The 15,861-nt window shown below is 38.2% G+C and carries 16 protein-coding genes; 1 reads left to right on the top strand and 15 read right to left on the bottom strand.

The features are described 5' to 3' along the window. Positions 1-194: 194 nt before the first annotated feature. The 6 genes from nrdF to MHH70_RS17140 form a co-directional block, all read right to left on the bottom strand. Positions 195-1,175 (bottom strand): class 1b ribonucleoside-diphosphate reductase subunit beta, encoded by a 981-nt coding sequence (nrdF, locus tag MHH70_RS17165; RefSeq protein ID WP_342472084.1) that lies wholly within the window; start codon positions 1,173-1,175, stop codon positions 195-197. Beyond that, positions 1,163-3,256 carry a class 1b ribonucleoside-diphosphate reductase subunit alpha gene (gene nrdE / locus MHH70_RS17160; RefSeq protein ID WP_107943138.1) on the bottom strand — a complete coding sequence of 698 codons (2,094 nt, stop codon included), beginning with the start codon at positions 3,254-3,256 and terminating at the stop codon, positions 1,163-1,165. The genes nrdF and nrdE overlap by 13 nt, the downstream gene beginning before the upstream one ends. After that, entirely contained in the window at positions 3,253-3,624 is a 372-nt protein-coding gene (gene nrdI, locus MHH70_RS17155) for a class Ib ribonucleoside-diphosphate reductase assembly flavoprotein NrdI (protein WP_107943139.1), read from the bottom strand. Before nrdI ends, nrdE begins: the two co-directional genes overlap by 4 nt. Then, positions 3,621-3,851: a glutaredoxin gene (locus MHH70_RS17150; protein ID WP_066166549.1), complete on the bottom strand. Its 231-nt coding sequence runs from the start codon at positions 3,849-3,851 to the stop codon at positions 3,621-3,623. The genes nrdI and MHH70_RS17150 overlap by 4 nt, the downstream gene beginning before the upstream one ends. A gap of 486 nt (positions 3,852-4,337) precedes the next feature. Then, positions 4,338-5,102 (bottom strand): TIGR01457 family HAD-type hydrolase, encoded by a 765-nt coding sequence (locus tag MHH70_RS17145; protein WP_107943140.1) that lies wholly within the window; start codon positions 5,100-5,102, stop codon positions 4,338-4,340. Next, positions 5,103-5,552 carry a DUF86 domain-containing protein gene (locus MHH70_RS17140; protein ID WP_107943141.1) on the bottom strand — a complete coding sequence of 150 codons (450 nt, stop codon included), beginning with the start codon at positions 5,550-5,552 and terminating at the stop codon, positions 5,103-5,105. It abuts the gene before it with no gap. Between the two features lie 91 nt (positions 5,553-5,643). Here MHH70_RS17140 and MHH70_RS17135 point away from each other — a divergent pair, with 91 nt between their 5' ends. After that, entirely contained in the window at positions 5,644-5,910 is a 267-nt protein-coding gene (locus MHH70_RS17135) for a DUF3055 domain-containing protein (protein WP_066166557.1), read from the top strand. Between the two features lie 205 nt (positions 5,911-6,115). On the opposite strand, the gene MHH70_RS17130 is transcribed toward MHH70_RS17135, so the two are convergent. The 9 genes from MHH70_RS17130 to MHH70_RS17090 form a co-directional block, all read right to left on the bottom strand. Then, entirely contained in the window at positions 6,116-6,442 is a 327-nt protein-coding gene (locus MHH70_RS17130) for a YutD family protein (protein ID WP_066166560.1), read from the bottom strand. Positions 6,443-6,471: 29 nt separating this feature from the next. Then, a complete protein-coding gene (lipA, locus tag MHH70_RS17125) occupies positions 6,472-7,389 on the bottom strand; it encodes a lipoyl synthase (RefSeq protein ID WP_066166563.1) in 918 nt (305 codons plus the stop codon). A gap of 254 nt (positions 7,390-7,643) precedes the next feature. Beyond that, positions 7,644-8,390, bottom strand: coding sequence for a sporulation protein YunB (gene yunB, locus MHH70_RS17120; protein WP_066166567.1), 747 nt, complete (start codon positions 8,388-8,390; stop codon positions 7,644-7,646). Between the two features lie 63 nt (positions 8,391-8,453). Next, positions 8,454-9,554 carry an HD-GYP domain-containing protein gene (locus MHH70_RS17115; protein WP_342472083.1) on the bottom strand — a complete coding sequence of 367 codons (1,101 nt, stop codon included), beginning with the start codon at positions 9,552-9,554 and terminating at the stop codon, positions 8,454-8,456. 492 nt (positions 9,555-10,046) lie between these two features. Further along, entirely contained in the window at positions 10,047-11,408 is a 1,362-nt protein-coding gene (locus MHH70_RS17110) for a bifunctional UDP-sugar hydrolase/5'-nucleotidase (protein WP_342472082.1), read from the bottom strand. Positions 11,409-11,473: 65 nt separating this feature from the next. Then, positions 11,474-12,295 carry a sulfite exporter TauE/SafE family protein gene (locus MHH70_RS17105; protein WP_066166576.1) on the bottom strand — a complete coding sequence of 274 codons (822 nt, stop codon included), beginning with the start codon at positions 12,293-12,295 and terminating at the stop codon, positions 11,474-11,476. Then, positions 12,295-13,152, bottom strand: coding sequence for a DUF72 domain-containing protein (locus tag MHH70_RS17100; protein WP_107943142.1), 858 nt, complete (start codon positions 13,150-13,152; stop codon positions 12,295-12,297). The genes MHH70_RS17105 and MHH70_RS17100 overlap by 1 nt, the downstream gene beginning before the upstream one ends. Positions 13,153-13,334: 182 nt before the next feature. Further along, the gene (locus tag MHH70_RS17095; RefSeq protein WP_342472081.1) at positions 13,335-14,432 is read right to left on the bottom strand and encodes an amidohydrolase; all 1,098 of its coding nucleotides are present in this window, start codon (positions 14,430-14,432) and stop codon (positions 13,335-13,337) included. A gap of 189 nt (positions 14,433-14,621) precedes the next feature. Next, positions 14,622-15,848, bottom strand: a complete 1,227-nt coding sequence (locus MHH70_RS17090; RefSeq protein WP_342472080.1) for a helix-turn-helix domain-containing protein — start codon at positions 15,846-15,848, stop codon at positions 14,622-14,624. Between the last annotated feature and the right edge of the window lie 13 nt (positions 15,849-15,861).

Genomic DNA, 15,861 nt, shown 5'->3' with positions numbered 1-15,861 from the left:
AAGTCGAACTTCTCCTCAGTGCAGTGAAAGGTTAGCTGTGCCCTTATTTTATTTTAAATTCAAAAGAAAGCAGCTAAGCTCTGAGTTTAGCCCATTTTCAAAAAGCTCTTCTTTATGATTCCTTTGCTTAAGCATCACAAAAAGCGTCCAAAACATAGCAATGCACTGTTTTTGGACGCTTCTTTTTCATCAAATTACTTCTCAAAAAAATCAAAATTAAACGTTTCATCTGTAATTGGCTGAACTTTTGCTAGTGCATATGTTGAGCCTTTTTGAGAGAAGAAATCGTATGTTGAACCTTCGTTACGAATACCATTCATAACAATTGGGTTTACTTCCTCCTCAGGGAACATCGTATCTAAGCCCAAGTTCATTAACGCTTTATTTGCATTGAAGCGCACATAAGCTTTTACTTCTGGGGAAAGCCCTGTTTCAGCATAGATATCTTCCGTATACTTCATTTCATTTTGGTACAGGTCTAACAATAGCTCATAGCCCCATACTTTTAGCTCGTCTTGCTTTTCTGGAGAGAATTTACGGAAAATATTTTGTGCAAAGAAGCCAATTGCTACACCATGAATTGATTCGTCACGTAAAATGAGGGAAATAACTTCCGCGCTATTACGCAAAGTACCTTGCCCACCTAAATAAAGCGGGTAGAAAAAGCCGGAGTAGAATAAAAAGCTTTCTAGCATAACAGAAGCAAACATCGCTTTCCATAATGACTCATCATCGTTTTCTTTAATTGCTAAATAAACATCGCTAATGCGTTTCGCCTTATATTGTAAAAATTCGTTTTTCTTAACCCACTCGAAGACCGCATCAATTTCATCGTTATTACATAACGTTGTAAAAATATACGAATAGGATTTTGCATGAATCGCTTCAAAAGAGCCGAAAACAGTTAATACGGCTTTTTCCTGCAAATCATTATTATATTTCGCAATTTCGTTCATGCCGATATTCGTTTGCACCGTATCTAACAATGTTAAGCCACCGAATACTTTTTTGTACGTATCTTGGTGCTCAAAGTCTTTCCACTGTTTAATATCCTTTGATACAGCAATCTCCTCTGGCTGCCACATTTGCTTCCATTGCTGGTCCCAAAATACTTTCGCCAAATCGCTTGTCGGCTTATTCCAGTTAACCGCCTCATATGGTTTTAAATTGAGCATGATACACACTCCTCTAAAGTTTGTAATCGTTGACGCACGTAATATACTGTTTTAATGCCCTTCATCCAAGCATAAATATACACTTTCGCTAATTGTTCTGTTGTCCAACGATCAGTTACATATAATGTCATTGAAATTCCTTGATCGACATGCTTTTGTGCTGCTACATATAGGTCGATTAATTTATATGGATCAACTTCATATGCTTCCACATATAAATGACGATTATCATTATTTAAAAACGGCATCGGATAAATTGTACGACTATCTGCATAGTCTCGAATTTCCACGCGCTCTGTACATGGTGCAAGTGATGCTGTGCTGCTGCGAATATAGGAAATACTGCCTGTCGGTGCAACAGCTAGGCGGTAGGCGTTAAATACGCCATGCTCAGCTACCTGCTCTTTTAGCTCCTGCCACATTGCAGCAGTAATTAGCGGCACATTACCTAATGCTTCTTTAACCGCTTTCGATGGCTCTCTCTCTTCTTTTGCTATATAAGAGTCAAAGTAATTACCGTTGGCGTATTCGCTCTCCTCATAACGATAGAATGTTTCACCCTTCTCTTTGGCAATTTGCATAGATGCTTGTAATGAATAGTAATTTAATGCTTCCATAAAGTAATCGACAAATTCAATTGACTCTGGTGAACCATATAAAATATTCGATTGCACTAAATGACCATGAAGGTTCATTACCCCAAGACCAACAGAATGCATTAATTTATTCGCCTTCGCTACAGATGGCACATTTTTAATATTTGTCATTAATGATACATTCGTTAAGAGCTGCATACTTGTCGTAATAAGCTCTTCAAAGTTTTCGCTTTTTGTTGCGCGGTAAATGTCGATAGAGCCTAAGTTACACGATACATCTAAGCCGTAAACATTTGGCTGATCCATATCTGTAATATCACTCGTCGTTTGTACTTGTAAAATTTCTGTACACAAATTCGACATTTTCACTCGGCCTAGGCCTTTTAATGCGTGATTTTCGTTGACATTATCATCAAACACCTCGAATGGGTAGCCCGATTCAAATTGTGTCTTTTTAATTTCCGTATAAAGCTTACGTGCATTAATGCGCTTTAGTTTTCGAATGTTCGGATTATCAAGCAATTCATAATACATTTCCGTCATGCTAATTTCGGACATGCGCTTGCCATATTCACGATAAATATCGTATGGGCTAAATAAAATAATATCTTTGTCACGCTTCATTAGCTCAAAGAAAATCGATGGGATAATAACCCCTGTCGATAATGTCGCTAAGCGAATTTTTTCGTCAGCGTTAGGCTTTTTCGATGAAATAAATTCTTCAATATCACCGTGGAAAATATTCAAATAGACAACGCCTGAGCCATTGCGCTGCCCTAGCTGGTTGGAATAGGAGAAAGAGTTTTCTAATAGCTTAGCAACAGGCATAACGCCGCTAGCACGATTTAAAATCCCTTTAATCGGGTCGCCTAATGGGCGTAAATCCGTTAACAATGTTCCTACGCCTCCCCCTAAACGAGAAAGCTCTAGGCAATAACCGATATTTTCTGCGATGGAATTCATCGTATCATCAACCGTCAATTTAAAGCAGCTTACTAGCTCACCACGCGCCTTTTTACCGCTGTTTAGTGCCGTTGGTGTCGCGGGCTGATATGCCTCCATAATACTGCGTACAGCACGCTCTGCAAGGCTTTGGTCTCCCTGTGCTAAATATAACGAAATAATCGTAATGCGATCCTCATATTTCTCTAAAATCTCTTGACCGTCACGGCTTTTCATTGCGTAGCTTTCATAAAATTTGCTGGCACTCATAAAGGATGGAAAACGGAATTTATAAGAATAAGCTATTTTGAATAACCTTTTAATAAATTCCATCGGATACATTTCTAAAAAATCTCTTTCATAGTATCCTTCATCGATTAAATATTTAAGCTTTTCTTCCAAGTCTATATAATAACGCATTTTCACATTGACATTTTCTAAAAAATACTTACGTGTCGCTTCTTTATCCTTGTCCAAATCTAAAATGCCTGTCGAGCTATAACTATTCAATAAATCATTATTGAGCTTTAAATACTCTTTCAAATCTTTTCCCCACCTTCAATAACAGTTTGATAATATTCTCGAATTGCTTCATAATCGTGTGCAAATCCCCGAAGCTCTAGTTTGCGAACAATCGGTATTTGATAAGTGGCATTTATTTTATCGGCGGAGCCGCAAAAAACATTGTGCCCAAAATTGGAATTGCCGCTTGCAATCACACCTTTACAAAACGTAGCGTTTTCTTGCAAAAATTCCTCTACTATTTGTGGCACTGTACCAAGTCCATCCGTATAAGTAAATAATAAATAGGGCTCAGAAAGCTTGAGCCCCTTCGTCATCTCAATGTTCGGTAATTGGAGCTGATTGATGATAAAGCGCACATTTCCTGTCCTGCTTGCAAAGACAATCATCCAACTAGCTTGCTAATCTCTTCGTTAATTTGTGAAAAATCATGGATTAGCTGACCGTCGATTTCTAAAATCGGAACCGTTAAGAAACCTGCATTGACGATTTTCTCTTTTGCCGCAGCATCTAAATCTATATTAACTGTTTCGTAGCGCCCCTCTAAACCAGCTTCATTTAACTCCGATTTAACAAACATACATTTTGGACAAACTGTTTTTGTGTACAAGATCATTACGATAACCTCTTTCCATTTATTTTTTCATAGCATGTACCATTGTGCTTTGCCACATATACAAGTGAAACGATTATGTATTAGCATAATTATTGCGAACAATTCTTATTGCTAGAAAACTAAATTTTAATTTTCCATTTTTTTCTCGCCATGTATACTTATAATCTATACAAAATCTGAACAAGGTAACGCGCTAGATGTATGAGGAAAGCCCTTTATATAGCCATCCTCGCTATATTTCCTATATGTAGTGCGTTTTTCAGAAAAACAACACTATATATAGTGTTTATTTTGAACTGCATTTATTGTATCATACTCGATTTTAAAAAAACAACTCTTGCAATTTTTTTATTTTCATGAAAACATATATTCCATTTTGAAAATCATCATAAATACCTATTGCATTTAATTTATGAGTCAACAATTTTGAATAAACAACAAAAAGCTATATCAAAATAATTTTGATATAGCTTTTATTCTTCTGTTTTACAGCCACTCTTCCAACGAGCTCAAGCAATAAGTAGGTCGTTCTTTCTGCAATTGGGCTTGCTCTGTAGGAGTAACACCTGTATTCACATGAACCGTATCACAGCCAAAGCGAATGCCGCATAAAATATCCGTTTGATAATTATCGCCAATCAATACCATTTCATTTTTACAATAATGATGTGTTGAGGCAATCGCTTCTAACATAATTGGTGATGGCTTGCCAATGAAGACAGGCTCTACACCTCCTACGCTTGCTACAAGCCTTACAAAGGAGCCATTGCCAGGCACGAAGCCTTGCTCTGTTGGAAATTTAACATCTTCATTTGTAGCAATTAAATGTGCACCATTCTGCACAGCCAAGCAGGCATTTACTAGCTTTGAATAATTTACCTCTCGATCAATCCCCATCACAAAAACCTTTGCATCCGCTTCATCTGTAATATGTATCCCTTGGGATTGCAGGGCCTCTCGAATACCATCCGAGCCAATAAGCTGCACTTTTTGCTGGGGAAATCGCTCACTTATATATGTCGCCGTCACGACTGCGCTCGAATAAATATGCTCTAAAGGCGCAGCAATGCCTAATGCCGCTAATTTTTGCTGCAATTGCACAGGCGTTTTTGAAGAGTTATTCGTTACATAAAACGGTTCAATGCCCTCCTGTTGCAATTTATGAATAAAGGTAATGGCACTGTCAATCCCTTTGTTTCCACGATAAACCGTTCCGTCTAAATCAAAACAATATGCTTTATAGCGCTTCATTTATTTATCCTCAGGCAAAAATGCGGAAACAGGTCCAAGCTCATTCGTTAAATAATCTTGCACTTTGCCTGAAAACTGTTTTAAGGCCCCTAACGAGCCTGAAAGCACTTTTATGACTTCTTCATCATCCACTTGAATAAATTCGCGTACAAGCATTTTACGCAAGCCTACAACAGCTTTTAGAGACGCGTCCATATCTGGTGAAATGACTTTCTCATCTACTAATATATCGATAATATCTTCATAACTGCCCGGGTCGCGCATAATAAAGCCATCAATCATTAAATTACCAACGTCCATCATCGATTCCATTACATTATGACCGATACGCTCAAGTGCTAGCTTTGTCATATCATTTTCAAGCCAATTTTCTTGCTCTTCAAAAATCGCCAGCAATGTATCTAAATGTTGTAAGTTTAATGAAATTTTATTTCGATCTACGAAATACATTCAAAACGCCTCCTAGTACCTAAATAGTTGATAGTGTTTTCTTATCTATAGTAACATATTCTAGAGATACGAAAAGGAGATAGAAATTCAAATGGAAAGATTTTTCTTATATGATGATGTAGAGGATACGAAAACGCGCTTCGTTAGCTTCGCAGGCAAAACACAGCGTTATGATTTAGCGATATTACAAAGTGGACGCTTTTTTGGTAAAGTACTTGTTTTAGATATTCAGTTCGGTCGCTTTGCGATTATCGGTCCCGACGATGTAGAGGAGCCGGGCTATTTAGAGCACGTCTACAATCGCACCGAGGAAGAGACAGCTGATTTGCGTGCGTATTTGACAGAGCTACTAAGCTAAGGACTCACGCAGCATGCTAAAAGGGCGTGTTTGAAAAGCTTTTTTGAGACAAAGTTAATGACAATTTATTGTGACTACCGCAGGAGCAAGTATTTTCTGCGACGAGTAACCGCAGGCGCAAGTATTTAATGTAAAAAATAAGGCTGTCCGAAAAGGAATACCCTTTTGGACAGCCTTATTTTTTAGACTGTGAAACTTAGTCACTTTATAGTTCTTCTATCAATTCCTCTGTATCAACTGCAACTTCCTGCTGTGGTGCTCGCCCTATTTTTTGAACGATAAAATAAGCGCAGCCAAAATTACAGTATTCAAATAAATAATCCTCAAATGTACTGATTTTTGTATCAAAGGTAGATTTGTGATTGCGATCATCAAAAAATCCTTTTAGACGAAGCTGGCCATATCCCCAATCTCCTACGATATAATCATATTTCGTCAAAATATCTGAGAATCGCTCTAAAAATACTTCTTCATTAAAGCCTTCTCGCACATTTTCGATTACTTCATAAATATAACCTTCTGCAACAATCATTGAAATACCACCTATCTATTTGCACATGGCTATGCTTTCGCCTGTGCCTGACGTTCTTTTGTTGCTGCATTTACTTGCTCATCTGCATGGTAGCTACTGCGCACTAATGGACCTGCCTCGCAGTGACTAAAGCCTTTTTCCATTGCAATTTTGCGAAGCTTCCCGAATTCTAGCGGAGAATAATACTTTTTAACTGACAAATGCTTTTTCGTCGGCTGCAAATATTGACCAATTGTCATTATATCTACATTATTTGCACGCAAATCATCCATCACTTCTAAAATTTCATCCCATGTTTCGCCTAGACCAATCATTAATGAGGATTTTGTCGGGATATCTGGCTGCATTTCCTTTGAGCGACGTAAAAACTCTAAAGAGCGATCATATTTTGCTCGTGCACGAACTCTCGGTGTTAAGCGACGCACCGTTTCGATATTATGATTTAAAATATCCGGTTTCGCATCCATAACCATCTGTAAATTTTCTTCTATCCCACCTAAATCAGATGGCAATACTTCAACAGATGTCGCTGGACTTTTACGACGAATCGCACGAATTGTTTCCGCTAATACGCCCGCGCCACCATCCTTTAAATCATCACGTGCTACCATTGTAATAACAACATGCTTTAAATCCATAATTTTTACTGAGTCTGCTACGCGCTCTGGCTCTGCTAAATCGAGCTCTGTCGGTAAACCTGTTTTAACCGCACAAAAACGGCATGCACGCGTGCATACTGAACCTAAAATCATCATCGTTGCCGTACGACGCTCTCCCCAACACTCATGAATATTTGGACAACGCGCTTCCTCACAAACTGTATGCAAGTTGTTATCGCGCATTAATTTTTTTAAGCCTTTATATTGTTCATTTGTATTTAATTTAATTTTCAACCAGTCTGGCTTGCGTATGTGCTCTTCTTTTGCTGTAGGTTTACAAGATGTCATCCAATTTCGCCCCTATCATAAAATCAATTACGCCTCGGCTAGCTTTTTCAAGCATGCACAGGAAAGCTTCTTCAAAATCTGTGATATTTGCCGGAGGCTTTATTTTGATTTGCGCGAGAAGCTGAACATCCGCGCAAGTCAAAATAAAACTTTAGTACTTTTAGTCAATGTACCATATTCCATGCGCTACAACAACTTTATTTATAGCGGGGCATTCAAAAAGCGTGCTTAGGTACTGTTTTTCGAACGTTTGGTTAATCATAAGGGACAGGTACCTCTAACGATGGCTGTATGCCTTCTCCACCATTCGTATAAATATGTGGAACCGAACCTTGCACTAAGCCAATTGCTACAGGAATATACTGCTCTACTGTCGATGATTTCGTAGCAAACGGCACAATAATTTGTACATTCACCTCTAAATGAATACTTACCTCAACATAGGCATTATTTATACCAAATTCTCTAATAGTGGATTGTACATCACTATGTACATTCCCTATAATATGAAATCGAATCGGTATTTTTGGTCCTAAATTTCCGAGTAAAGGAAGATTAGCAGCTTGCCCGAGTGGTACAAAAAAAACGATACCATCGCCCGCTTCCATTTTCCCGACATCGTATTCGACATTTTCTAAGTTTGGTAAATGTGTTAAATCTCCATTTTCCGCTTGCTCTAAATATTCTTTCACCAAAGCCTGTGTTTCTGCGCGAACACGATTAATGATTTCCGTATTAAACTTTGTCGTAATCATTTCACTTGAGCCCGACGGTAAATTCTCAATAATATCATTCACATCTAATACGCTAGAAGTGCGTGCATTAATCGCTTTATTGACAACAAAAGAAGCCACTTTATTCGTTTGCACTTCTGCATATTGTAAATAGGTTGGCATTAAACGAGCATTCATCCAATATAAAAATAATATAATGACAACGATAAGTGTCAAAATGACAAAAACGGCTGTATTTCCTCGTTTTTTATGTTGCCTGAATCGCATTTTTCTTCGTTGTAGAAGCAGAAAAATCCCCCTTGCTCTATTCGTATGAGCAAGGAGGGGGAACTATTCAGAAGGGATAAATTCTGTTTCTATTTTTTCAATAGTAATATTGAATGTATTTGCTAAATTGATTTCATATGTAGCTACAAGCATCTCGCTGTTTTCCTCAAAAATTCTTATGTATGGCAGAGATGGGTGTAACTCATTTTGTCGTGAAACAATACCTCGACGTCCGTCTGATAAAGTAAGTACGGTTCCATTCGGATAATGAACAACGCATTTTTTCAATGCTTCGACAACTTTTGCATCGTATAATGTCCCAGCATCTTTTTCTAGAACGGCAATACCTTCTGAAGGCAGTACTTTTTCACGATAAACACGATTCGATGTAACAGCATCAAATACATCTGCTACAGCAATAATTTTAGCAAATGGGTGTATTTCAAATTCGACTAGACCTCTAGGGTAGCCGCTTCCGTCTAAGCGTTCATGATGTTGGAAGGCACAGTGTGCTACCAAGAGTGAGATGGAATGTAGATTACGTAGCAAATCGAAGCCATAACGAGCATGCAATTTCATTTCATTATATTCGTCCTCTGTAAGAGCACCTGGTTTTTTTAAAATTTCAGCTGGTACTAATAACTTTCCAATATCATGCAAGATTGCACCAACGCCAATTAAGCGCAACTCTTCGTAGGAATATCCTAATTCCTTCGCAATGGCAATTGAATATAATGTAACTTGGAAAGAGTGATGATATAAGTATTGATCGTATAAATATGCATCTGATAAAATAGTTAAAAATTCATGGCTATCAACAATCGTATCAAGTAGCCCCTCTACAATCCCATTAATAGCCTTTGACTGTTGCTCGATAATATACGAAGCCTGTGCCCCTTTAAGGTTTCTAACCGTTTCAAATGTCTTTGTAATTTCTTTAACTACTCTATGACGAACAATTGGGTCGACTGTTTCCTCAATTTGTATGCCGTCAGATATTAAATCATCTATATAAATATATCGAATGTTTAATTGTTGCAATCTTTCAATGATTCGGTGATTGATGACAACGCCTTGGTGCAAGAGTGGATGACCCGCTTCATTCCATATCGTCTTCCCAATGACCATGCCTTCTTTCACAACATTTAATGATATTAATCGCATATTTATAATTTAACCCCAATTCTACTATATACATTATTTTTATTATATAAGTAATAAACAAAATAAGATAGATGTACAAATGAAAAAAATCATGCATATTGATTGAGCCAACAACATTTCGACTCATATTTGCCGCAGTTTTTCATACTCACATAGAAGTGCCTCAGCAAAAAAATGATAGCTCCTTCATAATCCAAGTAAAACAATACTCTCAAATTAAAAAGAAATCAACATACATGATAATTTAATTTCTTTCAGCGAATGTCTATACACTTGCTGATAAAGAGGAATTAGGTCGTTGTCACAGGGCGTGACAATTTTAGGTTAACTTCAACTAATTAGCTCAAAAAATTTGGAAGGGGCTGTCCGAAAAGTGTACATCTTTTCGGACAGCCCTTCTTCTATATTAAATATTGACTAAAAATACTTGTACCTGCGGTTACTCGTCGCAAAGGGTTCGTCTCAAAATAGCTTTTCCGACGACCTCTTTCATCACTTAAATTTATTTTGCCCATAAAGTTTTAATATATCTCGTAAAAATAAAGGGAGGTAATAATGTTTTTTGGCATATTTAAAGCTTGGGAAAAAATAACCAAATGTAAATAAATCAAGCGTCACCAATTTATATGTGCGTTGCAAATCTGCCACTTCACCATTAATAATTAGCTCACGCTGGGCATTCAAATCAAAATGATAGGTTAACAGCTTGCCAAATACAATTCCTCTAAAGCCCAGCCCTTTAAATTGGAGTTGTGGCCATTCCTCGTTCATTGATTGCATATAAATTTCCTTCAGCTCCGTACCAGTAAGCTCAATCGCACATAAGTTAATTGGATGAGGGAAAATCCGATGAAGGTCGTATGCTGATACATAGCCTTTTTGCAAGTCCTCTAAAAAAATACCCGCATTGAAAAGGGCACAATCTGCACTTGAATATTGAATCATTGCCTCTGCAAATAAATTGGAAAGCTGTGAATAATGAAACCATTCTTTATTATACGTTTTTGGTGCTGTAAAAATCGGTTTATCTAGCTTTTCCTGCGCTTCTTGCATTAAACCTTGCAAAAATGCTGGCTCCTCTTTCGGGCTAGGGAGCAATGCACACTCGATGACCTTTTCTTGCTTCGTTATCCTTTTCGTTTGATGGTCAAAGTCAATGGTTAAATGCCCTACATATTGACCGAATTTTCCACAGCCAGTTAGCAGCACCTCTCCAATGAATTTTCCTGTCTCGAATAGATGATGTGTATGTGACCCAAAAATTACGTCGATTTCAGGGCATTCATCTGCAAGTAGCTCATCCTCTGTCTTTCCTAAATGAGATAAGCAAATGAGAATGTCCACCTGCTCCTTTAACTGCTCGACAATCTGGATAATCGCAATTCTCGGCTCCGTTACTTGCCAGCTTAACGAACGATAAAATGCTTCGAATTGTGCAGTTGCACCTACAACCCCAATTTTCGTTCCATATTTCGTCGTTAAAATAGTATACGGCTTAAGCCATGCAGGCTGCTTCCCTTTTGATGCATATAAATTAGCAACAACAACTTCAAACTGTGCATCTTCGTATAGTGCTTCTAAGTCTTCAGTAGCAAATGTAATTCCCTCATTGTTGCCAAGCGTCACAACATCATATTGTGCCTCGTTCAATAGTTGAACATTGCCTTTGCCTTTCGTTGCCTCCGTATAAATATTTGAACGGTCAATATGGTCGCCAATATCTAGTAAAAAGCTAGGCTCACCTTGTGCAGCTAATAATGTACGTTGTGCATGAATATAATTCTGCGTACGCATCCAAAATTCAAAATGACTATGTAAATCGTTCGTATGAAAAAAATGAATTCTTTCTTGCACAATGCACACCAGCTTTCTTTAAAAATCGATAATATTCGCCTGAGGCTCCATCTGTTATTTTAGCATCAAAATAGCCCATCTATAATAGAACGAACACCTAACAACAATAGAATGATTCGCAATACAAGTACCAATGTTTCTGATTTTAACTTTTTATTTAATTTTGCACCATATTTTGCTCCAATATATGCTCCCGGAATAACCGGTAATGTATATAACCACGGGACATTTCCTAAATAAATATGCGAAGCAGAGTTGACAATCGATGTTAAAAATACTAAAAACATCGATGTAGCAATAGCCACATGCGGTGGGAATAAGAATAAAATCAGCATTGCCGGAACTATCATCGAGCCACCACCGATGCCAAACAGCCCCGACATACAGCCGACTGCAAATGTTAATAAAAAGGCAAACCAAATGGGGTAACCATACACATATTCCTTGCCTTCACTATCTATATATGTTTGCTTCTTTCCATGCTCGACAAACCAATAAACAGGCTTTAATTTATCACGTACTAATAAAATAATCGATAGAATAATTAATAAAATACCAAAATATAAATTAAATGATGGCAAATCTAACCCTTTATTAATCCATGCACCAAGCATCGTCCCTGGTACACTACCCGCAAAGAAAATAAAGCCTGTTTTATAATCAACCGTTTTTGACTTCATTTGTGTTACTGTTGAGGCGAGACCTGTAAAAATCATCATCACAACAGATAGACCAACAACCGTTTGTGGTGTAATATCTGGAATCAGCCCTAAATTAATACCTATAAATAGCGTAGCAGGTACTAAAATAACTCCCCCACCTAATCCAACAAGCGCCCCTATAATACCGGAGGTCATCGCAATAATAAATAACAATATAAATTCCATTAAAATTCCCCTTCAAAAATATTTAGTTGTTTTGGTGATAAATTTTCAAAGTGCAAGCCCAGTATTTCCTTTAGGCGCTGTGCGTTTGGCGCGGCATGATAATCAGAGTTATTATTAAACAGTACATAAACTCCCTGCGCCTGCTGCCGCAATTGCCTTACATAGGATGCTATTGATTGTAGCTCATCTTCATTATAATCATATAGAAAACGAACTTTGCGCCAATTATGTGCATTGCCACTATTGCGCCAGCCATGCACATTGCGACCATGAATACGAAATAGCACCTTATCTGCTGTCGCAACAGGTACGAGCGGAACAGAGCCCGTCCCTGCCTGCGGTTCATCACAAACAGTATGAATAAAGTTGTGCTCCTGTAAAAAGTGCAATGTTTTCTCCCTCATTTGCGGAGCATACCAAGTTTGATTGCGAAATTCTATCGCTAATGGCAAATTCGGTAATTGCTGTTTGACATAGCGTATATAATTAACATTTTTCGTTGTGCAATCAAACCAAGGAGGAAATTGTACAAGCACCATCGCTAGCTTATTTAAGCGCTGAAATGTATGTGCACATTCTAAAAAGGCTTGAAACATATCATTCCGCGTCTCATATGGTAACTCATCACGCAAATGTCCTGTAATTCCTTGATAAGCCTTTAATATAAATTGAAAATTATCAGGTGTATCCTGGCACCATTTTTCGACATTTTGATTGGCTGGAATGGCATAAAAAGATGTATCTACTTCAACAATTGGAAAATGTCCACTATAATCAAATAGTTTATCACGTGCCGTCGTCACCGTTGAATATAGAGCAGGATGATCTCCCCAGCCTGTTAGCCCAATCGAAATCATTTCCTCTCCCCCCTCCTATATGCCCCTTTATCATAACATAAAGTAAAACTTCACTCAGTGAGGACAATACTTAACCGCTGCTTGAAGAATATTATGGCTTCAAAATATTATACATGCCGATTGTAAAACTGCTGTTACGTTCACTCAAAGCTTATGTAACAATCTTTATCCTAACTACATCATTACCCTTGTTGCATTGTGCGTAAGCAGACATCTGTTAGTATCTCAATCCCATTGACAATGGCTTGATGATTAAATTGCATATGTGGGTCATGCAACCCGGGCATTACATCTGCCCCTAGAGCAAGCATCGTCGCCTTTAAATGCGGCCTTTCAATCGTGTAAAAATGAAAATCATCTGCACCTGGCGTAATAATCGTTGGGAAGGCAGGTCTTTCTAACACATGCTCAATTGACTGCGCTAAAAGTGCTGCCGCCTCGTCATGCACAACTGCTGCTGGAACATAATCAAAAAACTCAATTGTAATGGGTACTTGATGCAACGCACTTAATTGCGTACATATTGTTTTTACCTTCTGCTGTAATTCCTCCATTATCGCATTCGTTTGTGCACGTAAATCTAAACCAAATGTTGCTTTGCCGGGTATAATATTAAAATTTTCAGAGCCTGCATATAAATTGGTCATTTTTGCAGTCGCCGCTATATGTGGGTCTGTGTAGGTTAACCCTAAATGATGCACAATAGAAGCAGCTACTTCAATTGCATTGACCCCTTTATGCGGGCGCGCACCGTGATGATCCACGCCACCAATTTGCCCTTTTACAAAGGCACATGAGCCATGCTGAATGCCTGCTGCACAATTTGGAAAAGCAATTTCATCAAATGGTCGTAAATGAACGCCGTAGAAATAATCTAAATCATCAATCACACCTTCTTGAATGACGCTTAAAGAACCATTGCCAAGCTCCTCTGCTGGTTGGAAAATAGCGCGTACTGTTCCGTTGAATTCACCTACTTCCTTTAGTCGATGCATAACGCCTGTCACAATCGTCATATGTGCATCATGCCCACATGAATGATTTGCCTTCATTTCTCCATCCACTTCCTGCCATAGTGCATCCATATCTGCGCGCAACCCTATTTTCGGTGAGCCCGAACCAATTTCAACAGAAAAACCAGGTATATTTTTAAATCTTTTTGGCTGAAAACCAGCTGCTTCAAATAATGCAACGAGATAATTAGTCGTTTCAACTTCCTTAAAGCTTATTTCACCATGTGCGTGTAAATGGCTGAAAATATTCAACATTTTTTCTTTCATAAAAAAACTCCTCACATAATGCATTGTCGTTTGTCTATACGTTCATCCTATAATCTTTTAGTTTGTTCTTGACTTCATCACTTTTGCTTTGTACGATACAATTAACGACCATTTAGCGACATGGTTTTATTGTAAAAAAGATTGCTGTCATATGCAAGAAATTTTCCGACAACAAAGTAGTGCATCACGTTATTTCACTAATGTTGGAAGCTGTAAGCGGTAAAGTGCTGAGGGACGACCTTTTTGGTGCGCAGATTGCTCCCCGATAATCGTTACATAGCTGGCATCATGTAATTTTTTCAACATGCGCTCAGCCGTTCTTCTTGTTACTTGTAAAAATTTCGCTAACTGTGCCGCTGTAAAGGGCTCACTAGTTTGCAATGCCGCATATGCAAAAATACGCGATATATTTTGTGGGCTTAAGCGGACTTCTTGTGCCAATGCTGTAAGCTGTGGATGCTTTACAGAAAATGCAGTTTGTTTTTCTATAATCGGGTAAGGTCCATGTAATGTTTGTTTAGCATCCATAAAATAAAACTGCTTTGATTGTGTAAAGGAGCTTGCTACAAGTGCATTATTATAAGCAGCTTCCATTGAATGCCCACTGCCGAAAGCAATTCGCACATTAGCATTTAAAGCGCCATGCCATTTTTCGAACAAAGGGTGCGCAATAACCGATTTGATTTTACCAACTGTCGAATAGACAACGGTGCCATGCTCCTTCTTCGTTAATGTCGCATCTAGTAACTGAGCAAAAGTAGCTAGCTCCTCAGGCAAACAATACTGCTCTTGAATGAGTCCAACCACAACCTGAGCAGCTTCAGCCTTCGCTAATAATGCCTGTTCTTTTGCCTTGGCTAGCGTATGAAGTATGTCATTGTCCGTATCAACAATGTGGATAGCTGGATAACCTTCCTCACATAATTGGTCATATACTGCATGAATGCTCGTAATCGCAAAATCTACTTGGCCACTAGCTAGTGCTTTGCGATGAAAGGCGACTACAGGCTGTGATGGCTGGGCATTTTGCAAACATAATGTATGAACAGTAGGTGGAGTATGCAGGTCGTTACATAAGTTTCGCCACTCTTCCTCATCGCGATAATCAAGAGAAATACGTGTTAAATTGTAGCCTAATTGAACAGCCTTTAATAAAGTAATTGCTAAAGCTTGTACATCTTGACGTAAATAAACAACAGGTATTTGTAGCTGCTCTACTTGCTGCTTGGCAAAAGCATAGGGCAGCGAACCTGAAAACATTAATACATCACAATGCTCAAGCATTTTTACTAGCTCAGGTGCTTCAGCTGGCTCTTTATATGCATAACATTTCAGTTGATAAGAAGAATCCGATTCAGCGAGTGCTTGTGCTTGCTTGCAAAAGCTTGCTGAACCAATTAAAGCAATTGTCATCATAAAAAAGAAAACC

Source organism: Metasolibacillus sp. FSL H7-0170 (assembly GCF_038593115.1).
In the GTDB taxonomy this organism is placed as follows: Bacteria; Bacillota; Bacilli; order Bacillales_A; family Planococcaceae; genus Metasolibacillus; species Metasolibacillus fluoroglycofenilyticus.
Note: the sequence above shows the minus strand (reverse complement) of the source record. Positions and strands in the feature narration are given on the sequence as shown.

Coding starts and splice junctions, on each gene's coding strand:
- nrdF (WP_342472084.1), bottom strand. CDS start 1,175: ATGCTCAATTTAAAACCATATGAGGCGGTTAACTGGAATAAGCCGACA.
- nrdI (WP_107943139.1), bottom strand. CDS start 3,624: ATGATTGTCTTTGCAAGCAGGACAGGAAATGTGCGCTTTATCATCAAT.
- MHH70_RS17150 (WP_066166549.1), bottom strand. CDS start 3,851: ATGATCTTGTACACAAAAACAGTTTGTCCAAAATGTATGTTTGTTAAA.
- MHH70_RS17145 (WP_107943140.1), bottom strand. CDS start 5,102: ATGAAGCGCTATAAAGCATATTGTTTTGATTTAGACGGAACGGTTTAT.
- MHH70_RS17140 (WP_107943141.1), bottom strand. CDS start 5,552: ATGTATTTCGTAGATCGAAATAAAATTTCATTAAACTTACAACATTTA.
- MHH70_RS17135 (WP_066166557.1), top strand. CDS start 5,644: ATGGAAAGATTTTTCTTATATGATGATGTAGAGGATACGAAAACGCGC.
- MHH70_RS17130 (WP_066166560.1), bottom strand. CDS start 6,442: ATGATTGTTGCAGAAGGTTATATTTATGAAGTAATCGAAAATGTGCGA.
- lipA (WP_066166563.1), bottom strand. CDS start 7,389: ATGACATCTTGTAAACCTACAGCAAAAGAAGAGCACATACGCAAGCCA.
- yunB (WP_066166567.1), bottom strand. CDS start 8,390: ATGCGATTCAGGCAACATAAAAAACGAGGAAATACAGCCGTTTTTGTC.
- MHH70_RS17115 (WP_342472083.1), bottom strand. CDS start 9,554: ATGCGATTAATATCATTAAATGTTGTGAAAGAAGGCATGGTCATTGGG.
- MHH70_RS17105 (WP_066166576.1), bottom strand. CDS start 12,295: ATGGAATTTATATTGTTATTTATTATTGCGATGACCTCCGGTATTATA.
- MHH70_RS17100 (WP_107943142.1), bottom strand. CDS start 13,152: ATGATTTCGATTGGGCTAACAGGCTGGGGAGATCATCCTGCTCTATAT.
- MHH70_RS17095 (WP_342472081.1), bottom strand. CDS start 14,432: ATGAAAGAAAAAATGTTGAATATTTTCAGCCATTTACACGCACATGGT.
- MHH70_RS17090 (WP_342472080.1), bottom strand. CDS start 15,848: ATGATGACAATTGCTTTAATTGGTTCAGCAAGCTTTTGCAAGCAAGCA.